The following is a 15,428-nucleotide window of genomic DNA, read 5'->3' on the forward strand; positions in this document are numbered from 1 at the left end:
AGAAATTAGCATAGGAACATTGAAATATTCAAGTAATCTTTAAACGAACCACACCGCCATGAAGAAAATCTTTTTATTCTTTATAACCCTTCTGCTCTTTCTTGTTCCAATAACAAGTCAAGCCCATAAGATAGATCAAAGCCTTATATATTTAAGAATATATGAGGAATTGGGCATTGAAGGCAGGTTCGAGATTCATGTTAACGAATTAAAAGAGCAATTTGGGATAGATTTTGGATTACATCCTAAAACGGAAAAAATAGCGCCCTACGCAAAAGAAATACAGGAATATCTATTAAAACACTCGGCATTCTCATCTGAACTGGGAGAACATAAAATTATATTCACAGGTGAAATTTCGGAGCTTTGGTTAGGTTCCGGCAATTTTGTCAATTTTCATTTCAAGTTAGAAAATACAGACATTATCCCAGAAAACCTGACCATTACCTACTCTGCATTTATAGACGAAAATCCCAATCATACAAACTTGTTGGGAATGGAATACAATTGGAAAGCGGGACTTATAAATAATGAGGCCATTATTTCACTGTTTTTCACGAAGGGTGACACAACACAAACCTTAGAGCTTACAGATAGATCGGTTTGGAAAGGCTTTATTGGCATGATTAAGCAAGGTATTTGGCATATTTGGATCGGACTTGACCATATTCTCTTTCTTTTGGCCTTAATTCTTCCTTCTGTAGTTCGACGAAGGAAAGTAGCAATTGCTAATTCCGTATCAGAAAAACCGAAATTTGATATTTGGGGTTGGGAACCTGTACTGGCGTTCAAGCCTGCATTTATTTATATTCTTAAAATAGTAACCTTTTTCACCATTGCACATACGATTACCTTGAGTTTAGCATCTTTTAATATTATCAGTTTACCTTCTCGAGTTGTAGAATCTATTATAGCCCTATCCATTGGTTTAGCGGCCTATCATAACATAAGGCCCATTTTTAAGGGCAGAGATTGGTTAATCGCTTTCGGTTTCGGACTCTTCCATGGCTTCGGATTTGCAAGTGTAATGGCAGACCTTGGATTTAATGGTGAATTTCTCTCCCTGACGATATTAGGATTCAACTTGGGGGTAGAACTGGGCCAAGTGGTAATCATTATGGCCATTTTCCCCATACTTTTCTTTATGAGAAAGTTAAAATTTTATCCAAAATTCTTGGTTTGGCTTTCAGTTGTTTTAATCGTAATTTCCCTATACTGGTTTATCGAACGAGCATTCGACATTAACATTCGACTTGACGATTATATAATTAGAAAACTATACAATATTGCGGTATACCTGGGACTCAAGTAGTTGAATTATTAGATTAATAAAAATGGAGAGAGAGAACACCAAAACATCGCTTTTAAGCAGATGGAAGAATAAGCAGAAAGGCAAGGCAAACTCAAATAGTATTAAAAAGGCCCCTGAAAACATATTGATTCCTCTGTCGGGTGGGCAACAACGGTTATGGTTTTTGCAACAGATGTATCCAAAAAACCCGGTGTACAACTATTCCGAATGCTTTAATTTTAAAGGAAATCTTAAAATAGATTTACTAGAAAAGAGTTTGAATTTGATTATTGCGGCGAACCATGCTTTACGATCATTTTACAAATTTGAAAAAGAACAACTTATTCAAGAAATTAGCTCTAAAGATAAAATCGATTTAATCAAATTAGATTTGAGCAAACTTGACCAAGAGGAGCAAGACATTCAAAAGCAGGCTATTTTGCTATCGGAAGCAAGAAAATGCTTTGATTTAGACAAGCCTCTGTTGATAAGAACAATATTATTAAAGTTAAGTGCTTCTGAGTATATCTTGTTTATTACCCTGCACCATATAATTTTTGACAAATGGTCAATGGATATTTTCATAAACCAGCTTTCCTCTAATTACTCTAAACTACTTTCAGGTATTTCTGTTGAAGTCGATCAGCTTAAACTTCAGTTTACAGATTATGCCTACTGGCAACAAAACAAAGAAATCGAAGCCACTCAACTAAATTATTGGGAAGACAAACTAGGCGGGAATATTCCCTTTTTAGAATTACCCACAGACTATACAATTCCCAAGCAGCCCTCTTTCAAAGGAGCTGAACACACCCGGCATCTATCTGAATTTCTGTCCTGCAAAGTATTGGATTTAGCCAAAGAATTGGAAACCACTCCCTACGTACTATTACTTTCTGTCTATTATCTCCTTCTTTTCAAATATAGCGGACAGACTGATTTACTTATAGGATCTCCCATTTCTCTAAGAGACCAAAAAGCGTTGGAAGACATCATCGGTTTTTTTGATGACACCGTCGTTTTAAGAATGAGTTTGTCGCCAGCTATGTCGTTTTCGAATTTGGTAAAAGAAGTAAAGAGAACCACACTTGAAGCTTTCTCGAACAAAGATATTCCGTTTGATATTTTGGTAAAAAAGCTTAATCCCTCAAGGTTGTTGAGGAATAATCCATTTTTTCGGGCCATGTTTATTTACCATACTGCCCTGCCCTGCCCGTCATTTGGGTCAGACCTTGAATTTGCGCATTCATTTTATAATGCGGGTGTGTCTAAATTCGATCTTACCCTTTATGTTGTCAATGCCGATGATCGCCTTAGCACTTCTTTTGAGTATGCCACTGATATTTTCTCGGAAACTACCATCATAAGACTTCAAGACCACTTAGAATTGCTACTTGAAGGAATTGTTGCCCGGCCAAATAGACCTATAGCCAAGATTGAGATGCTAACCTTGAAAGACAAACATTTTTTCTTTCCAGAGCCAATGCCTCAAAACAAGCCTTTTGATAGCTTCGAAGGTATTCACCAAATTATTGAAGCAGCTGCAAAAAAATCCCCGGAGGCCATTGCAGTAACTTTTCAAAATACATCGATCACGTATGCGTCGTTAATGCAAAAATCAGATTTGTTGGCAGAAACTATTTTGAACAACACCAATGGTGCCAATGAAATTATTGGGCTCTGTGTCGAGCGGTCCGTTTCAATGATTGTTGGTTTAATGGCAATTCTAAAGGCTGGGTGTGCGTATTTGCCTATTGACCCAGAGTATCCGTCAAAACGTATCGATTATATGCTTAACGATTCGAATGCTTCTATTATAGTATCTCAAAGTTCCGAAACTGTAAAATTCAAGAATTTCAGGGGTACAATTTTAACTGTTGATAATGCACAAGACCACAGTTCAAACCTCCATTTTCAGAAACTGCCTATCGTCAATCAAGATCATTTAGCATATGTCATTTATACTTCCGGTAGCACAGGGAAACCCAAAGGGGTTCCCATAACACATGGTAATATCATCAATTCTACTGAGGGTAGGTTAAACTTTTATCGCGGATACCCCAAATCCTTTCTACTAATGTCATCAATCTCATTTGATAGTTCTAAGGCTGGAATATTCTGGACTTTATGCACGGGTGGCAACTTAGTTATCGCCAAAAAAAGACTAGAGCAAGACCTCTCGCTGTTAGGTGAAGTAATCGCGACAAATTCGGTATCCCATACGCTAATGTTGCCTTCTATTTTCCAATTGGTTTTAGAGCATTCTGAAATTCAAAATTTGAAAAGCCTGACAACCGTAATTGTCGCAGGTGAAGCATGTGCATCGTCATTATGCAAAACATATTTCGAAAAACTTTCAGGTGCTGCGTTATACAATGAATACGGCCCTACCGAAGCAACCGTTTGGTCTTTAGCGCATCAAATAAAAAAAGAAGATGTTGATGGTAGCATACCCATTGGCGGACCGGTTGCGAATTGTGAAATATATCTTCTAAATGAGTTTATCGAGTTGGTTCCATTCGGGGCAATAGGTGAAATTTATATTGGCGGACCATCACTTGCAAGTGGTTATTTGAACAGGCCCGAACTTACCAAAGAGGTATTCATAAATCATCCATTTAAAAATGATACTTCCGAAAAACTCTATAAAACCGGTGATTTGGGTCGCTATCGAAATGACGGAAGTATTGAATTTTTAGGAAGGATAGATAAGCAGATAAAAATACGTGGTCATCGGATAGAGTTAGACGAAATCGAAAAAGTTCTTGATGAGAGTCCGATAATCGACAAGGCAGTTGTCCTATTTAATGATTCTGACGAGAAACAGCATTTTCATGATGAAGTTACTGAAATTATGGCCTATTTCAACGACTATCTAAATGAAAGTGAGGCTCTAGAATTATTGGATTCCATTGAATCCTTAAAAACTGAAGAAAGGGAATATATATTACATCGAATGCACCAATCGTAGAAAACTGAAATGAAAAAAATTAAGAGATCTCATGAGTTTGAGGTAGTTGTCGAAATTAAGGATTCGAATTTCATCAAACCACCTCGGGAAGCCCAAAGAAATGCTGTAGTTAATCGGGCGGTCAAAGAGTTTACGGCAGATTTAAATGCCTTAAACGAACAGACCAAAAGATTTGTTCCCGGCAGGAGTGTTGATTTCCTTTCAGAAGATCGTGAACAAAAGATATTGCAAGATGACCAGATTATGGAAGATTGGTTGATTCCTGTAATGCAAGTAATGGCTAAAGTTATTGCTGAAAAAGGAGGTGATATCTTGGAAATTGGTTTTGGCAGGGGCATTTCTGCAGAAATGTTGCAAGAATTTCCCATTGACTCCCACACTATTATTGAATGCAATGATGCGGTAATAGCCAAATATTTCGATAATTGGAAAGAAAAATATGTTGAACGTAAAATTAACCTTGTGAAGGGATTGTGGCAAGTTACGATAGACGACTTGGGACTTTTTGACGGGATATTCTTTCACACCTACCCTTTGAATGAAGATGAATATATGCGCTACGTAAACGGAAGTATCACATTTGCAGAGCACTTTTTTGCACATGCCCAGGCGCATTTAAAAACAGGTGGGGCATTCACTTATTTTTCTAACGAAATAGGTTCATTAAGCAGAGAGCACCAACGCATTTTGCTGCAACATTTTTCCTCTTTTAGTGTACAAATTGTCCCTTTGAAAATGCCCGATGATGTTACTGATACTTGGTGGGCAGACTCCATTGCAGTTGTAAAAGCAATTAAATAATGACAAACGAACTGAAAAATAGAATTATCGCACTTTCCCCAGATGAACGAGCACTTATATTATATAAGCTGAGGGGAACTCTCGAACGCACAGACGATAAAACAGTCTCCGAAAATTCAAAGCGGTTAGTTGCCTATATACGGCCCACCGAACAATTTGATATGAGCAGGTATAAATCTTACCTAAAAGAACGTCTTCCGGAATACATGATACCTTCTGCCGTTCACTTGATCGATGAAATCCCGACACTGCCCAATGGGAAAGTCGATAGAAATAGGTTGATTGGTCTCAATGTTGGGGCACAAGTTAAAAATGACCTTAAAAAGCCCCAAAGTGAAATAGAAGAACAATTAGTAAAAATATGGGAAGAAGTGTTGAATTTTGCCCCAATAAGTACCGAGGACAACTTTTTTGAGATTGGTGGAGACTCTATTTTGAGTATCCAGATTATTTCTAAGGCGCGAAAAATGGGAATAGTACTTCAACCGAATCAACTTTTTGAAAATCAAACTATTGCAGAACTTTCACTTTTTGCGGTAACGGAAAACCCCGAACCTATTCTACATGATAAAAAGGTGATGGGCCCGGTGCCACTTACACCCATACAGCACTGGTTCTTTGAAAACCATACAATAGCCCCACATTTCTGGAACCAAATAGTTAGGATTTCCAATATCCCCGGTATTACGTATGATACCATACATACGACGGTCAACACAATAATTTCGCGTCATGCTGCACTTAGTCTTAGTTTTGTGCAAACCTATGAAAAATGGACCGCGAAGATTTTAAGAGCACCAAAAAACAATTATTGCCATTATGTAGATCTTAGCAGTGAAAGAGCCGCCGAAGAACAACAACGACGAATCGATGAGGTCTTGGCAACCGATCAACAAAATTGTAGATTGGAAAAGGGTGAACTTTTTCGGGCTTACTATTTCGAATGTGGTGATACCCAGCCAAATTGTGTTTACCTTATCGCTCATCACTTAATAGTCGATATGATTTCTTGGAATATCATTTTCAGTGATTTTTCAAATGCTCTGCAACTCTTGGAACAAGGGCAACAAATTATTTTTAGGCAGCAAACGGCATCCATAAAAACATGGGGCGAACATTTGACGACCCTTTCCAACTCCGATGTATTTGAAAAAGAAATAGCATATTGGAAACTACAGCACTATGAATCGAACTCGCTGCCAAGAGATTTTGAAATTTCCAAAGAGGTTTTTGAAGAAAGTTCATGTGCCATGTATCATAGCTTTCTCAACAAGGAAGAAACCGGTTTACTTTTAAATCAGGCCAACGAGGCATACAATACTAAAGTTGACGATCTTTTAATATCAGCCTTGCTCAAAACCATATGTGAATGGGCGAATTTACCGCGTTTCTGTCTGGGACTTGAAAGGCTTGGCCGTACAGCTGATTTTATTTCTTTAGACGTTTCCGATACCGTCGGATGGCTCACCTCTTTTTTTCCGATTACGCTCAACTATGAAGCGGGAGATAACGAGGACCTATTAATTAAGTCGGTCAAAGAACAATTACACACAGTACCCAATGGCGGTATTGGTTACGGCTTGTTGAGATACCTTTCCAATAATAAGCAACATAAAAGTTTACTTAAACAAGAACCTGAAGTGATTTTCAATTATTTAGGAAATAAAATAGAGAATCATAACAAAAGTTCCGAGCAATATGAGCAGCTATGGGAAGGTACCCGTTATCCATCAAGTGAACGCAACCATAAATTGGAAATTAATGTTTTTAGTGTTAACAATATTCTTAATATCCATTGGAGTTATTGTACCGAACTTTACAAAGAAGAAACAGTAAGTCGATTGGCACAACAATTTATCGGTAATTTAAAAAATATTCTTCTGCATTGCTCGACCAAGGAAATAAGGGCCTACACGCCTTCAGATTTTCCTGAATCAGGTTTAAATCAAGAGGATCTGGATAATTTATTGGAGAATTTTTAAAAAATCTATGGAAACTTCAACTACAAAACATAAGGTTCAGGCAATCTATCCGCTCTCTTTTATGCAGCAAGGCCTTCTCTTCCATCACCTGTCGAGCGCTTACGACCAAGGTTTTTTGAACGTACAATGTACCCTTGAAGGTTCGATTGATATCCTTCTTTTTAAAAAGGCTTGGAATACAATCGTTGAGAGACACGAGGTGCTTCGTAGTACCATACACTGGAAGAATTTAAAAAAACCTGTTCAAATAGTACATCCACATAAGTCCATCAAAATCAATTTTATCGATTGGACCCCTGATTCTCCGAATCAACAAGAAAAAAAATGGAAATATCTAAAGGCTCACTATCGCGAACGGGGAACAAATTTTGAAGAAGGTGCATTATTATATCTCACACTGGTAGCTTTTGCCGAAAACAATTATCGTTTGCTATGGCCCAATCACCACCTTTTATTAGATGGCTGGTCTTCGAATACTATTATTAAAGAAGTCTTAGAATATTACAATGCCATTTCAAAAGGCGTTGAAATCGATTTCGAAACCATACCCTCGCACAAATCGTACTTAAACTGGTTAAACAAACGCAACGGGAAAAATACCAAAGAATTTTGGGCCAATTATTTTAATGGTTTTGAAAATACCCATCTATTTTCAGCGCATAATGTTAACAATAATTTCGAAAATGTAATCGTGGAAAGATTACGACTGTCGGAATTGGAGACCCAATCACTAAAACAATTGGCTCAAGAATCAAAAGTGGCTTTAAATACTGTGGTACAAGGTATTTGGTCAATTTTATTATCTAACTATTTTGGAGTTAAAGATGTAGTTCATGGTACTACAGTTTCTGGCCGTTCATCAAGTTTTCCTAATATAAGCCTGCTCACGGGCATGTACATGAATGTACAACCTGTCAGAAATATTATAAACGAAAAACAATCTTTTAACGAGTGGTTTCAAAACATTCAAGAGCGACAACAAAAGGCGCTACAATATGAGCATGTAGGAATGAATGAAATTATGGCCGTTCTTGATCCTACATCATCTCCCCTTTTTGATAGCCTTTTGATATTTGAAAACTACCCCGGGGTATCGTCGAAAGAAGAGGCGCTAAAAGCCTCAAATTTTCAAAGCGGTCTTACCTCCACATATCCAGTGACTATGGTCGCAATCCCCGGTATCAAAATGGAGTTTGTACTATCGATATTACAGGGGGCCATGGATAAGAAGTCAGCTACTGACATTCTTGAAAATTTTCATAAGATAATGAATTACTTGACTCTAGAAAAGGTACAAACATTTTCTGCCCTTCGACTATTGTTAACGCAATTCAAAAAGGTTTCTGAAAAAAATGGAACAACATTGAGCGGAAGCAAGGGCGCCACATATTCTCCGGCAACCAATGAAATGGAGCGGCAATTGGTAGAAATTTGGGAAGAATTATTCGGCAGGAGTATTATAGGAATCGAGGATAATTTTTTTGAAATCGGAGGCAAGTCATTGATGGCCGTGCAAATGTCTCATATGATAGCGAGTAGGATGTCGCTCAAATTTCCAGTAACCACGCTTATTTCAAATCCCACAATTAGAAGTATTGCTCAAAAATTCAGCCCAAGTGAGCTTAAAACAAAAAAAGAATGGAAATATCTTGTCCCTTTTCGTACCAAAGGAAACAAGACCCCAGTTTTTTGTTTTCATGCGGGTGAGGGTCATATATTATTCTATAAACATCTTCCTCTTTATATTGATAATGATAGGCCCTTATATGCCATACAACCTAAGGGCATCAATGGTGATGATCACATGCATGCAAGCATTGAAGAAATGTGTTCCGACTACATTTCGGAAATTGAAAATATTGAAGAGAACAGTACCTATAATTTTGTTTTCTACTGCTATAGCGCCTTGGCCATTGAGATTGTCAATCAATTAAGAAAGAAGGGTAAGAAAGTTAATCTTATAGTAGTTGATAGCTTAATCGGACCTGAGGCACGATTTGACCGACAACAGATAAGTGAACGTTTAGATGTCTATCTAAAAAAAATCACTACCACACCTTTTTCAACAATAGGTAACTCCATTAAATCGAGAATTAGGCGATATTTTCCAAGCTATTACAATAGGTTCGCCAAAGATATTGTAAGTAACGAACTAATTCGAATCAAAAAACAACTTGATAAAAATCACAAAGAATATCATTGGAAAAAATTCAATACTAAATGTACTTTAGTGTTGACAAAGAGTGAACATCCAAAGTTGAGGCAAAAGAAAATTCAAGCATGGAACGAATGGTGTGATTCAGAAGTAAAGGTAGTACTCAACAGCGGAAATCATTTTAACCAGTTTGAAGAACCCCATGTAAAAACCGTAGGACAATATATCGAAGATGCCATTACCTCTGAGTGAACTAGAAATTACAAAACCTACTCAAAAATCTATTTTTAAACTGATTTCAGGGCTTCAAACCCAAGGCAATATTCATGTATGGATTGTTGACAAAAGACAATTGAACGAAACAAATTCCTATTTAAAATGGATATCCGAAGAGGAGCTGACAAGGGCTCAAAAGTTTCGTTTTGAAAAAGACTTTTCAACATATGTAGTTGCAAGGGGCGTTCTAAGAACACTACTTTCAAAATATTCTCAAATACATTCTGACACGATAAATTTTGTATACGGTGCCTATGGGAAACCTAAACTCAAGAATAACGATACCATTCAGTTTAATGTATCCCATTCCAAGGAGTTGATTGTTTTGGCATTTACTCTAGGTACTGAGATTGGTGTTGATGTAGAATACGTAAATGATACCATCAATTTTATGAAAATAGCCCATACGGTATTCAATAAAACCGAAATTGAATTTCTGAATTCCTTGGAGAAAAAGAATCAGGCCTATGGGTTTTACCATCTTTGGACGCGTAAGGAGGCATTTATCAAACTTTCGGGTTATGGGCTTTCAATGCCCATTGCTTTAACGAAGATTTCCGTATTACAAAATAAAGTTCATCTCGTTGATGAAAAAAGCAAGAATGAAAATATTCTAAATTGGGATACTAAGTTAAAATCTTTCACTCCCATATCAGGTTATTCGGCAGCAGTGACCATACAAAAGAATGCAAATAAAACAGAGTTCATGAGCTGGAACGACTACGAAAGTACTTTTCAAAAAGAATAAGCCATAACAATTATCGAAAATGAGCGTTCATAATCGTATACGATAATTTATCTTTACGGTATGACATCAAAAACAATAGTACGTGATAAAGTAAGGGCCTATTTACTCGAACAAATGACGAGCGGTAAACTTAACGCAGGCCAACCTCTAAATTTAGCTGCTTTGGCCCGTACACTTAATGTTAGTGTTACCCCTATACGTGAAGCACTTACGCAACTACAGCAATCCAACCTTATTAAGGCGATTCCCAACCGGGGTTTTGTAATTTCTGAATTGAATTATAACGAAGCCAAGGACCTGTATGAATTAGTTGCTGATTTAGAGGTATTGGCTTTGGAACATTCCATAATTGAAGAGGGGTCGATTATGAGGCTGAAGGCGCAACAAACTATCTTTAAAAATGCCGTAGATACTATTTCACGTATTAATGCAAAATTAGAGTTTCACCGATTGTTGACCGAAAATTATAAAAATGCTCTGGCCCAACAATTGTTGGCAGACCTTAAGACCCGTATCTTTTTCTATGAACGCGCGTTTATGTCTGATGACGAGGTATATAGTAAATCAGACAATCAGCATGATGGCATCATCTCGGCAATAGAAGATGATAATGTGCCTACCGCGGCCTTACTCTTAAAAATGAATTGGATGTTGATTTTAAACTACATACAAAAACAATTGCGTATCGATTAGCCAGCGTAAGCCCAATTATGCTCTAGAATCTATGCCAATAAACTGTTAAGAATTCATAAGCTTTTTGTAAAGGATTAGGAAGTTTCCCTAGGTGGGAATAATTTTACATAAAAATGGGAGTTAAATAAAAAATAGGCAACAAATTAATCCCTACGTCGTTTTACTTATTCCCAAAAAAAAGAAAATTATGAAATATTTATCTTCACATATCGAGGCTTTAACCAAAAAAAAGAAAACCGAGGAAAAGTCATTGATTAAAAAACAATATTCTTGCGGTATCTTTCAAGATTATGACGTCAATGAGTCGAGTACTATTGAATCGCGTACCTAGCCGTAGTGATTACCGGTTCTATTGCTTTACTTGGGCGATCAGTTCTCTGATTTCATCGGGTACGTTCTTTTCATTAAAAACGGCTTGGTATTTTTTATGATTATCATCTAGAGATATATCATAGGTTTGACCATCGGCTATATTTGACCTCGTTTTATCATCGGTATGCAGAGCACTGAACAGACTTTTTGCTTTCAGCTCACTGACCGTCATATCTCCTTCATATTTCCTTGAAATACCAGTGAAGCCTCCTTCAATGATAATTTTATATTTCATACGCTTACGCCTTTTAATCCCACCGCAGCGAAACTTTTGGTAACAGCTTCCGTGGCTCTTTCTGATACCCGACCAATTTCGCTGAGTTTCGATGTAACTTCTAACATAATTTCCAACACATCATTGAATTGGGCCGTTCGCCATAGTGCCGATAAAGTTTCAAACCAAATCAAAGCGCAATCGTCGATACCAATCTCAAGACAACACAAATAAAATGCTTTGTTCGGAATTCCTGAATTGATATGTACCCCTTGATTATCTTGAGAACCTGAATAGTAATTATCCATATGGTCAGGCTGTGAGTCAAAATCATTCGCCGTGCCCGGGGACATCATTGAACGGATGCCCACACCGGGAAAATTATCGGTAACTACAGTATCACCAATCAACCAATCGGCTTCCGATATGCTTTGCTTCAAATATTTCTGTTTTATTATTGTAGCGAAAACATCAGAAAAATGTTCATTCAAAGCCCCTGACTGACTGACATATTCAAGGTTGGCCAAAAACTGTGTTACCCCATGCATTAATTCATGGGCAACCACATCAATGGCACTGGCAAAGTTGGTGAATTCCAAACCATCACCATCACCATATGTCATTTCATCGCCATCCCAATAGGCGTTGTTGTAATCAATGCCATAATGCACATTGGAAATGATATCCATCCCATTTCCGTCCATTGAATTCAAGCCAAAAGTTTCCCTAAAGTACTTCCGCACAAATCCGGAAGTATCATAAGCTTCATTGACCACTGTATCAACAACTATATCATCTCCCTCCTTCCGAATTAAACTTTGCCGTTGCTCATATTGATTTTCGCTATCGAAAACAAGTCGATCACCATTGCCATCGGCAACACTTCTTTGTAAAAGATTGTTTAGGGTTGTCTTTCTTTTTTGATTTATACGTTGCGTGTCATTGAGGGCTTTTTTACAGGCTATATTGCCGCGCTTTGCAAGTTCTTCCAGAATAAAAGGAGGTACAATATAGCATTGATGTTTTGAGCACATGAAAAAATATTTTACGATTAAAAACTAAAAATCACTTATCCTTTTCAAGCTTATATTGTTAAAAAGTAAAGGTTACTCTAATAAATACAGGATTACATTACTTAGTAGAAAAAATACGGGCATCGATACCTGGCAATAACTTTAAGGCATTCTGATAATACACCTTTTTTAAAACTTGATCGGATAAATCTAGCCCATACATCGCCCAAAATGCGTGGTATTTTTTATAGTATGGAAAATATTCATCATCGGTTTCCAAAACTCTAAAATAGGTCGGAAATTCTTCCGGTTTCCAACTATCTTTACCAAAAAGAATGCGGTCTTGGTATTTCTCAAAAAAGGCACTGGCATTTTTTGGTTGTCGTCCTAATTCGGCAATTATTGCTCCGATACCCACGTACATATTCGGCATTTCGTCCAAAAGTTCACCCAAATATCCTAGATTATTGGCATACCACCCCATATGCGCATTTATAAACTTAGTATCGGGATGCTTTTTAAACATGCGATGTTGTTCATCGATCAGTTGTTGCCATGGGGCAGGGTCTGTATCGGTGCGCTTTCTTCGAGCGTGTGTTTTTAACTCCAACCACCGCTCATTATCGCCATCCATAGGATCCCAAAATGATTTGGGGTCTGCAGTATGTATTAAGACAGGAACCCCTAATTCGGCACACTTCGCCCAAATAAGATCTAGTCGGGGGTCGTCTACAGCCACACGATTACCGTTGACATCCTTATTTCTCAATCCTAAGCTTTTATAGACCTTTAGGCCTTTTGCGCCATTTTTAATATCCCGTTCCAGTTGAGCTGCCGCCTTTTCCGACCAATTTGGTGAACCCACACCATCAAAATCGACATTGGCAAATACAACAAACCGGTTGGGATAATGATCATTTATATTTTTTACTATTTTTTCAATATTCTCGCCAGAACCACCACTAAGGTTCACCATGAGGCCCATATTCATCTTGTCCATATCGGCAATTAATTCAGAAAGATCCTGGGTAGCCATTCGAGATTGATGGCTGTGAATATCGACAAAAGGGAATTTTGCCCTTTCAACAATATGTTCTGGAACTTTGAGTGTGGAGGTGGGATTGTATTCTTCAAAATCCATTTTCTGACCTTGTAGACCCCATGAAACCAATACAGGTATCAAGACTGTAAAACATATTTTTTTTCTGTTCATTTAATTTGTTTGTATTTAGCTATTTAAAACTTTCTTATAATCTTCGAGGGTATCAACATCCATTGCCTTTCCGTTAGGAGACAGAATTAAAGTATCATTTTTATTAGAGTTAATAATCGTTTTTGCTCCATTATCACTATCTAGTTTTCTTAATCTGTCAAAATAATTACTGGCGAACAATGCGGGTACCCCTGCCCTACCGCCATAAGCGGTTGCGATGATTCCTTTTTTTGTATCATTATGAGACGTTACTATTGTTTTTAAATATAACCCATCAATTAGGGGCTGATCACCCAAGGTTACAAGAATAGCTCGGTAATCTTTCTGACTTTTCTGAATATAGTCTATACCAAAAGCCAATGAAGACCCTAAACCGTTTTCCCAATTTTTGTTCTCAATGAACAGTGCTTCTTTTAAACCAAATTCATTTTTAATCTCGTTCGAAAAAGCACCCAGAACAACAAAGACGTTTTCTGAGATGGTTTTGGCATTTATTATGGCATTGCCTAAAAGTGTAGTATTTTTCCAAGGTAGCAATTGCTTGATTTTACCCATACGGGAAGATTGGCCGGCCGCAAGAATAAGTACGGCCATATTTTCTTCATTGACCATTAGCTATGTATTTTACCTTCCTTATCCCTCAACATAATGGGTTCCTTGTCGTGCAATACAGCTAGAATTTCGGAAATAATGGCAATGGAAATTTCTTGAGCTGTTTCTGCTCCAATATCAAGTCCGGCAGGACCATGTATGTGATCAAAAAAAGCATCTGATATCATCGGACACCGTTCGATAAAATCGTTCAAAAGCCGCTCTCTTCTTTTTGAAGGTCCTAATAAACCGAGGTAAGCAGGTTTGCTCTCTTTTAAGGCGACCAAATGCTTTAAATCCTTCACAAAGCTATGGGTCATGAGCATGACCGCCGTTTGTCCATCAATTTTTGGCAAAGGTGTAACTTCCGGGTCAATATTTAATAACTCTTCGGCTCCCGGGAAGTCTTTAAGCGCTTTTTCTTCGGAAGGTGTGGCGATTACCGTGACTTCCCAACCGGTAAGCGCGGCATACGAGCACAGTTGCACTGCATCGTGTTCGGCGCCTATGATAACCAATTTAAAACAAGGTTTCATTTCTTGTTTAAAAGTCTCCAAATCATTATTCAAAGCGGCATCGGGCCTAAACGGAAGCTTTCTCTCTTTGTGCACCAAAAATGATCCATAATTGTTATCTGCGCCCTCTTTTTGAGAGAAAAAAGAAACTATTTTAAAATGTTTCCGGTCTTTTAAAAGCTCGAAAAAATTGCGGATGAAAGTTTCATCAGGATCAAAGGGTTCTATCAATATATATAAAATACCTTCACACCCAAGTCGATATCGTCCGTCATAGGTCATTATTTTTGGCCGATTATCTCGAAAAACGCTTTCCGATTGCCGAAATACTTCCTTTTCGACACAACCACCACTTACTGCTCCGGTCATTTTTCCGTCTTCGCGAATAAGCATACGCACCCCTGGTCTACGATAGGAAGACCCTTCCAAGGCAACAACAGTGGCTAAAACCGTTTTGACGCTTTTCTCTTTTGCACTGAGATGTGACCGTACTATCTTTTTTAATTCGTGTGTCATATTAAGTATGCTTCGTCTATTCTAACGAATCAATTGATACTCCAAGAAATGGAAAATAGAGAAATACAATAACTTTA

At 37.6% G+C, this 15,428-nt stretch carries 13 protein-coding genes; 8 read left to right on the top strand and 5 right to left on the bottom strand.

Going from position 1 to position 15,428, the window contains the following annotated elements; genetic code table 11:
- Positions 1 to 58: 58 nt before the first annotated feature.
- The 8 genes from BLS33_RS01180 (at position 59) to BLS33_RS24730 (ending at position 11,248) form a co-directional block, all read left to right on the top strand.
- The gene (locus BLS33_RS01180; RefSeq protein WP_089884463.1) at positions 59 to 1,312 is read left to right on the top strand and encodes a HupE/UreJ family protein; all 1,254 of its coding nucleotides are present in this window, start codon (positions 59 to 61) and stop codon (positions 1,310 to 1,312) included.
- Positions 1,313 to 1,334: 22 nt separating this feature from the next.
- Complete coding sequence (locus BLS33_RS01185) at positions 1,335 to 4,262, top strand: non-ribosomal peptide synthetase (protein WP_089884465.1); 2,928 nt, start codon at positions 1,335 to 1,337, stop codon at positions 4,260 to 4,262.
- A 9-nt stretch (positions 4,263 to 4,271) separates the two neighbouring features.
- Entirely contained in the window at positions 4,272 to 5,063 is a 792-nt protein-coding gene (locus BLS33_RS01190; protein ID WP_089884467.1) for a class I SAM-dependent methyltransferase, read from the top strand.
- Positions 5,063 to 7,045, top strand: a complete 1,983-nt coding sequence (locus tag BLS33_RS01195; protein WP_089884469.1) for a condensation domain-containing protein — start codon at positions 5,063 to 5,065, stop codon at positions 7,043 to 7,045. The genes BLS33_RS01190 and BLS33_RS01195 overlap by 1 nt, the downstream gene beginning before the upstream one ends.
- Positions 7,046 to 7,052: 7 nt before the next feature.
- Positions 7,053 to 9,452: a condensation domain-containing protein gene (locus BLS33_RS01200; RefSeq protein WP_089884471.1), complete on the top strand. Its 2,400-nt coding sequence runs from the start codon at positions 7,053 to 7,055 to the stop codon at positions 9,450 to 9,452.
- Positions 9,433 to 10,224: a 4'-phosphopantetheinyl transferase family protein gene (locus BLS33_RS01205; RefSeq protein WP_089884473.1), complete on the top strand. Its 792-nt coding sequence runs from the start codon at positions 9,433 to 9,435 to the stop codon at positions 10,222 to 10,224. The genes BLS33_RS01200 and BLS33_RS01205 overlap by 20 nt, the downstream gene beginning before the upstream one ends.
- Positions 10,225 to 10,284: 60 nt before the next feature.
- Positions 10,285 to 10,917, top strand: coding sequence for a GntR family transcriptional regulator (locus BLS33_RS01210; protein ID WP_089884475.1), 633 nt, complete (start codon positions 10,285 to 10,287; stop codon positions 10,915 to 10,917).
- 187 nt (positions 10,918 to 11,104) lie between these two features.
- On the top strand, positions 11,105 to 11,248 hold the full coding sequence (locus tag BLS33_RS24730; protein ID WP_176801296.1) for a hypothetical protein: 144 nt from the start codon (positions 11,105 to 11,107) through the stop codon (positions 11,246 to 11,248).
- Positions 11,249 to 11,266: 18 nt separating this feature from the next.
- Here BLS33_RS24730 and BLS33_RS01215 read toward each other — a convergent pair whose 3' ends face one another.
- The 5 genes from BLS33_RS01215 to BLS33_RS01235 form a co-directional block, all read right to left on the bottom strand.
- On the bottom strand, positions 11,267 to 11,524 hold the full coding sequence (locus BLS33_RS01215; RefSeq protein ID WP_089884476.1) for a protealysin inhibitor emfourin: 258 nt from the start codon (positions 11,522 to 11,524) through the stop codon (positions 11,267 to 11,269).
- The gene (locus BLS33_RS01220) at positions 11,521 to 12,537 is read right to left on the bottom strand and encodes a M4 family metallopeptidase (RefSeq protein WP_089884478.1); all 1,017 of its coding nucleotides are present in this window, start codon (positions 12,535 to 12,537) and stop codon (positions 11,521 to 11,523) included. Before BLS33_RS01220 ends, BLS33_RS01215 begins: the two co-directional genes overlap by 4 nt.
- 97 nt (positions 12,538 to 12,634) lie before the next feature.
- The gene (locus tag BLS33_RS01225; RefSeq protein WP_089884480.1) at positions 12,635 to 13,729 is read right to left on the bottom strand and encodes an amidohydrolase family protein; all 1,095 of its coding nucleotides are present in this window, start codon (positions 13,727 to 13,729) and stop codon (positions 12,635 to 12,637) included.
- Between the two features lie 15 nt (positions 13,730 to 13,744).
- The gene (locus tag BLS33_RS01230) at positions 13,745 to 14,341 is read right to left on the bottom strand and encodes a nucleotidyltransferase family protein (RefSeq protein WP_089884482.1); all 597 of its coding nucleotides are present in this window, start codon (positions 14,339 to 14,341) and stop codon (positions 13,745 to 13,747) included.
- Positions 14,341 to 15,351, bottom strand: coding sequence for an XdhC family protein (locus tag BLS33_RS01235; protein WP_089884484.1), 1,011 nt, complete (start codon positions 15,349 to 15,351; stop codon positions 14,341 to 14,343). The genes BLS33_RS01230 and BLS33_RS01235 overlap by 1 nt, the downstream gene beginning before the upstream one ends.
- Between the last annotated feature and the right edge of the window lie 77 nt (positions 15,352 to 15,428).

This window comes from Kriegella aquimaris (assembly GCF_900103215.1).
GTDB classification, from domain to species: Bacteria; Bacteroidota; Bacteroidia; order Flavobacteriales; family Flavobacteriaceae; genus Kriegella; species Kriegella aquimaris.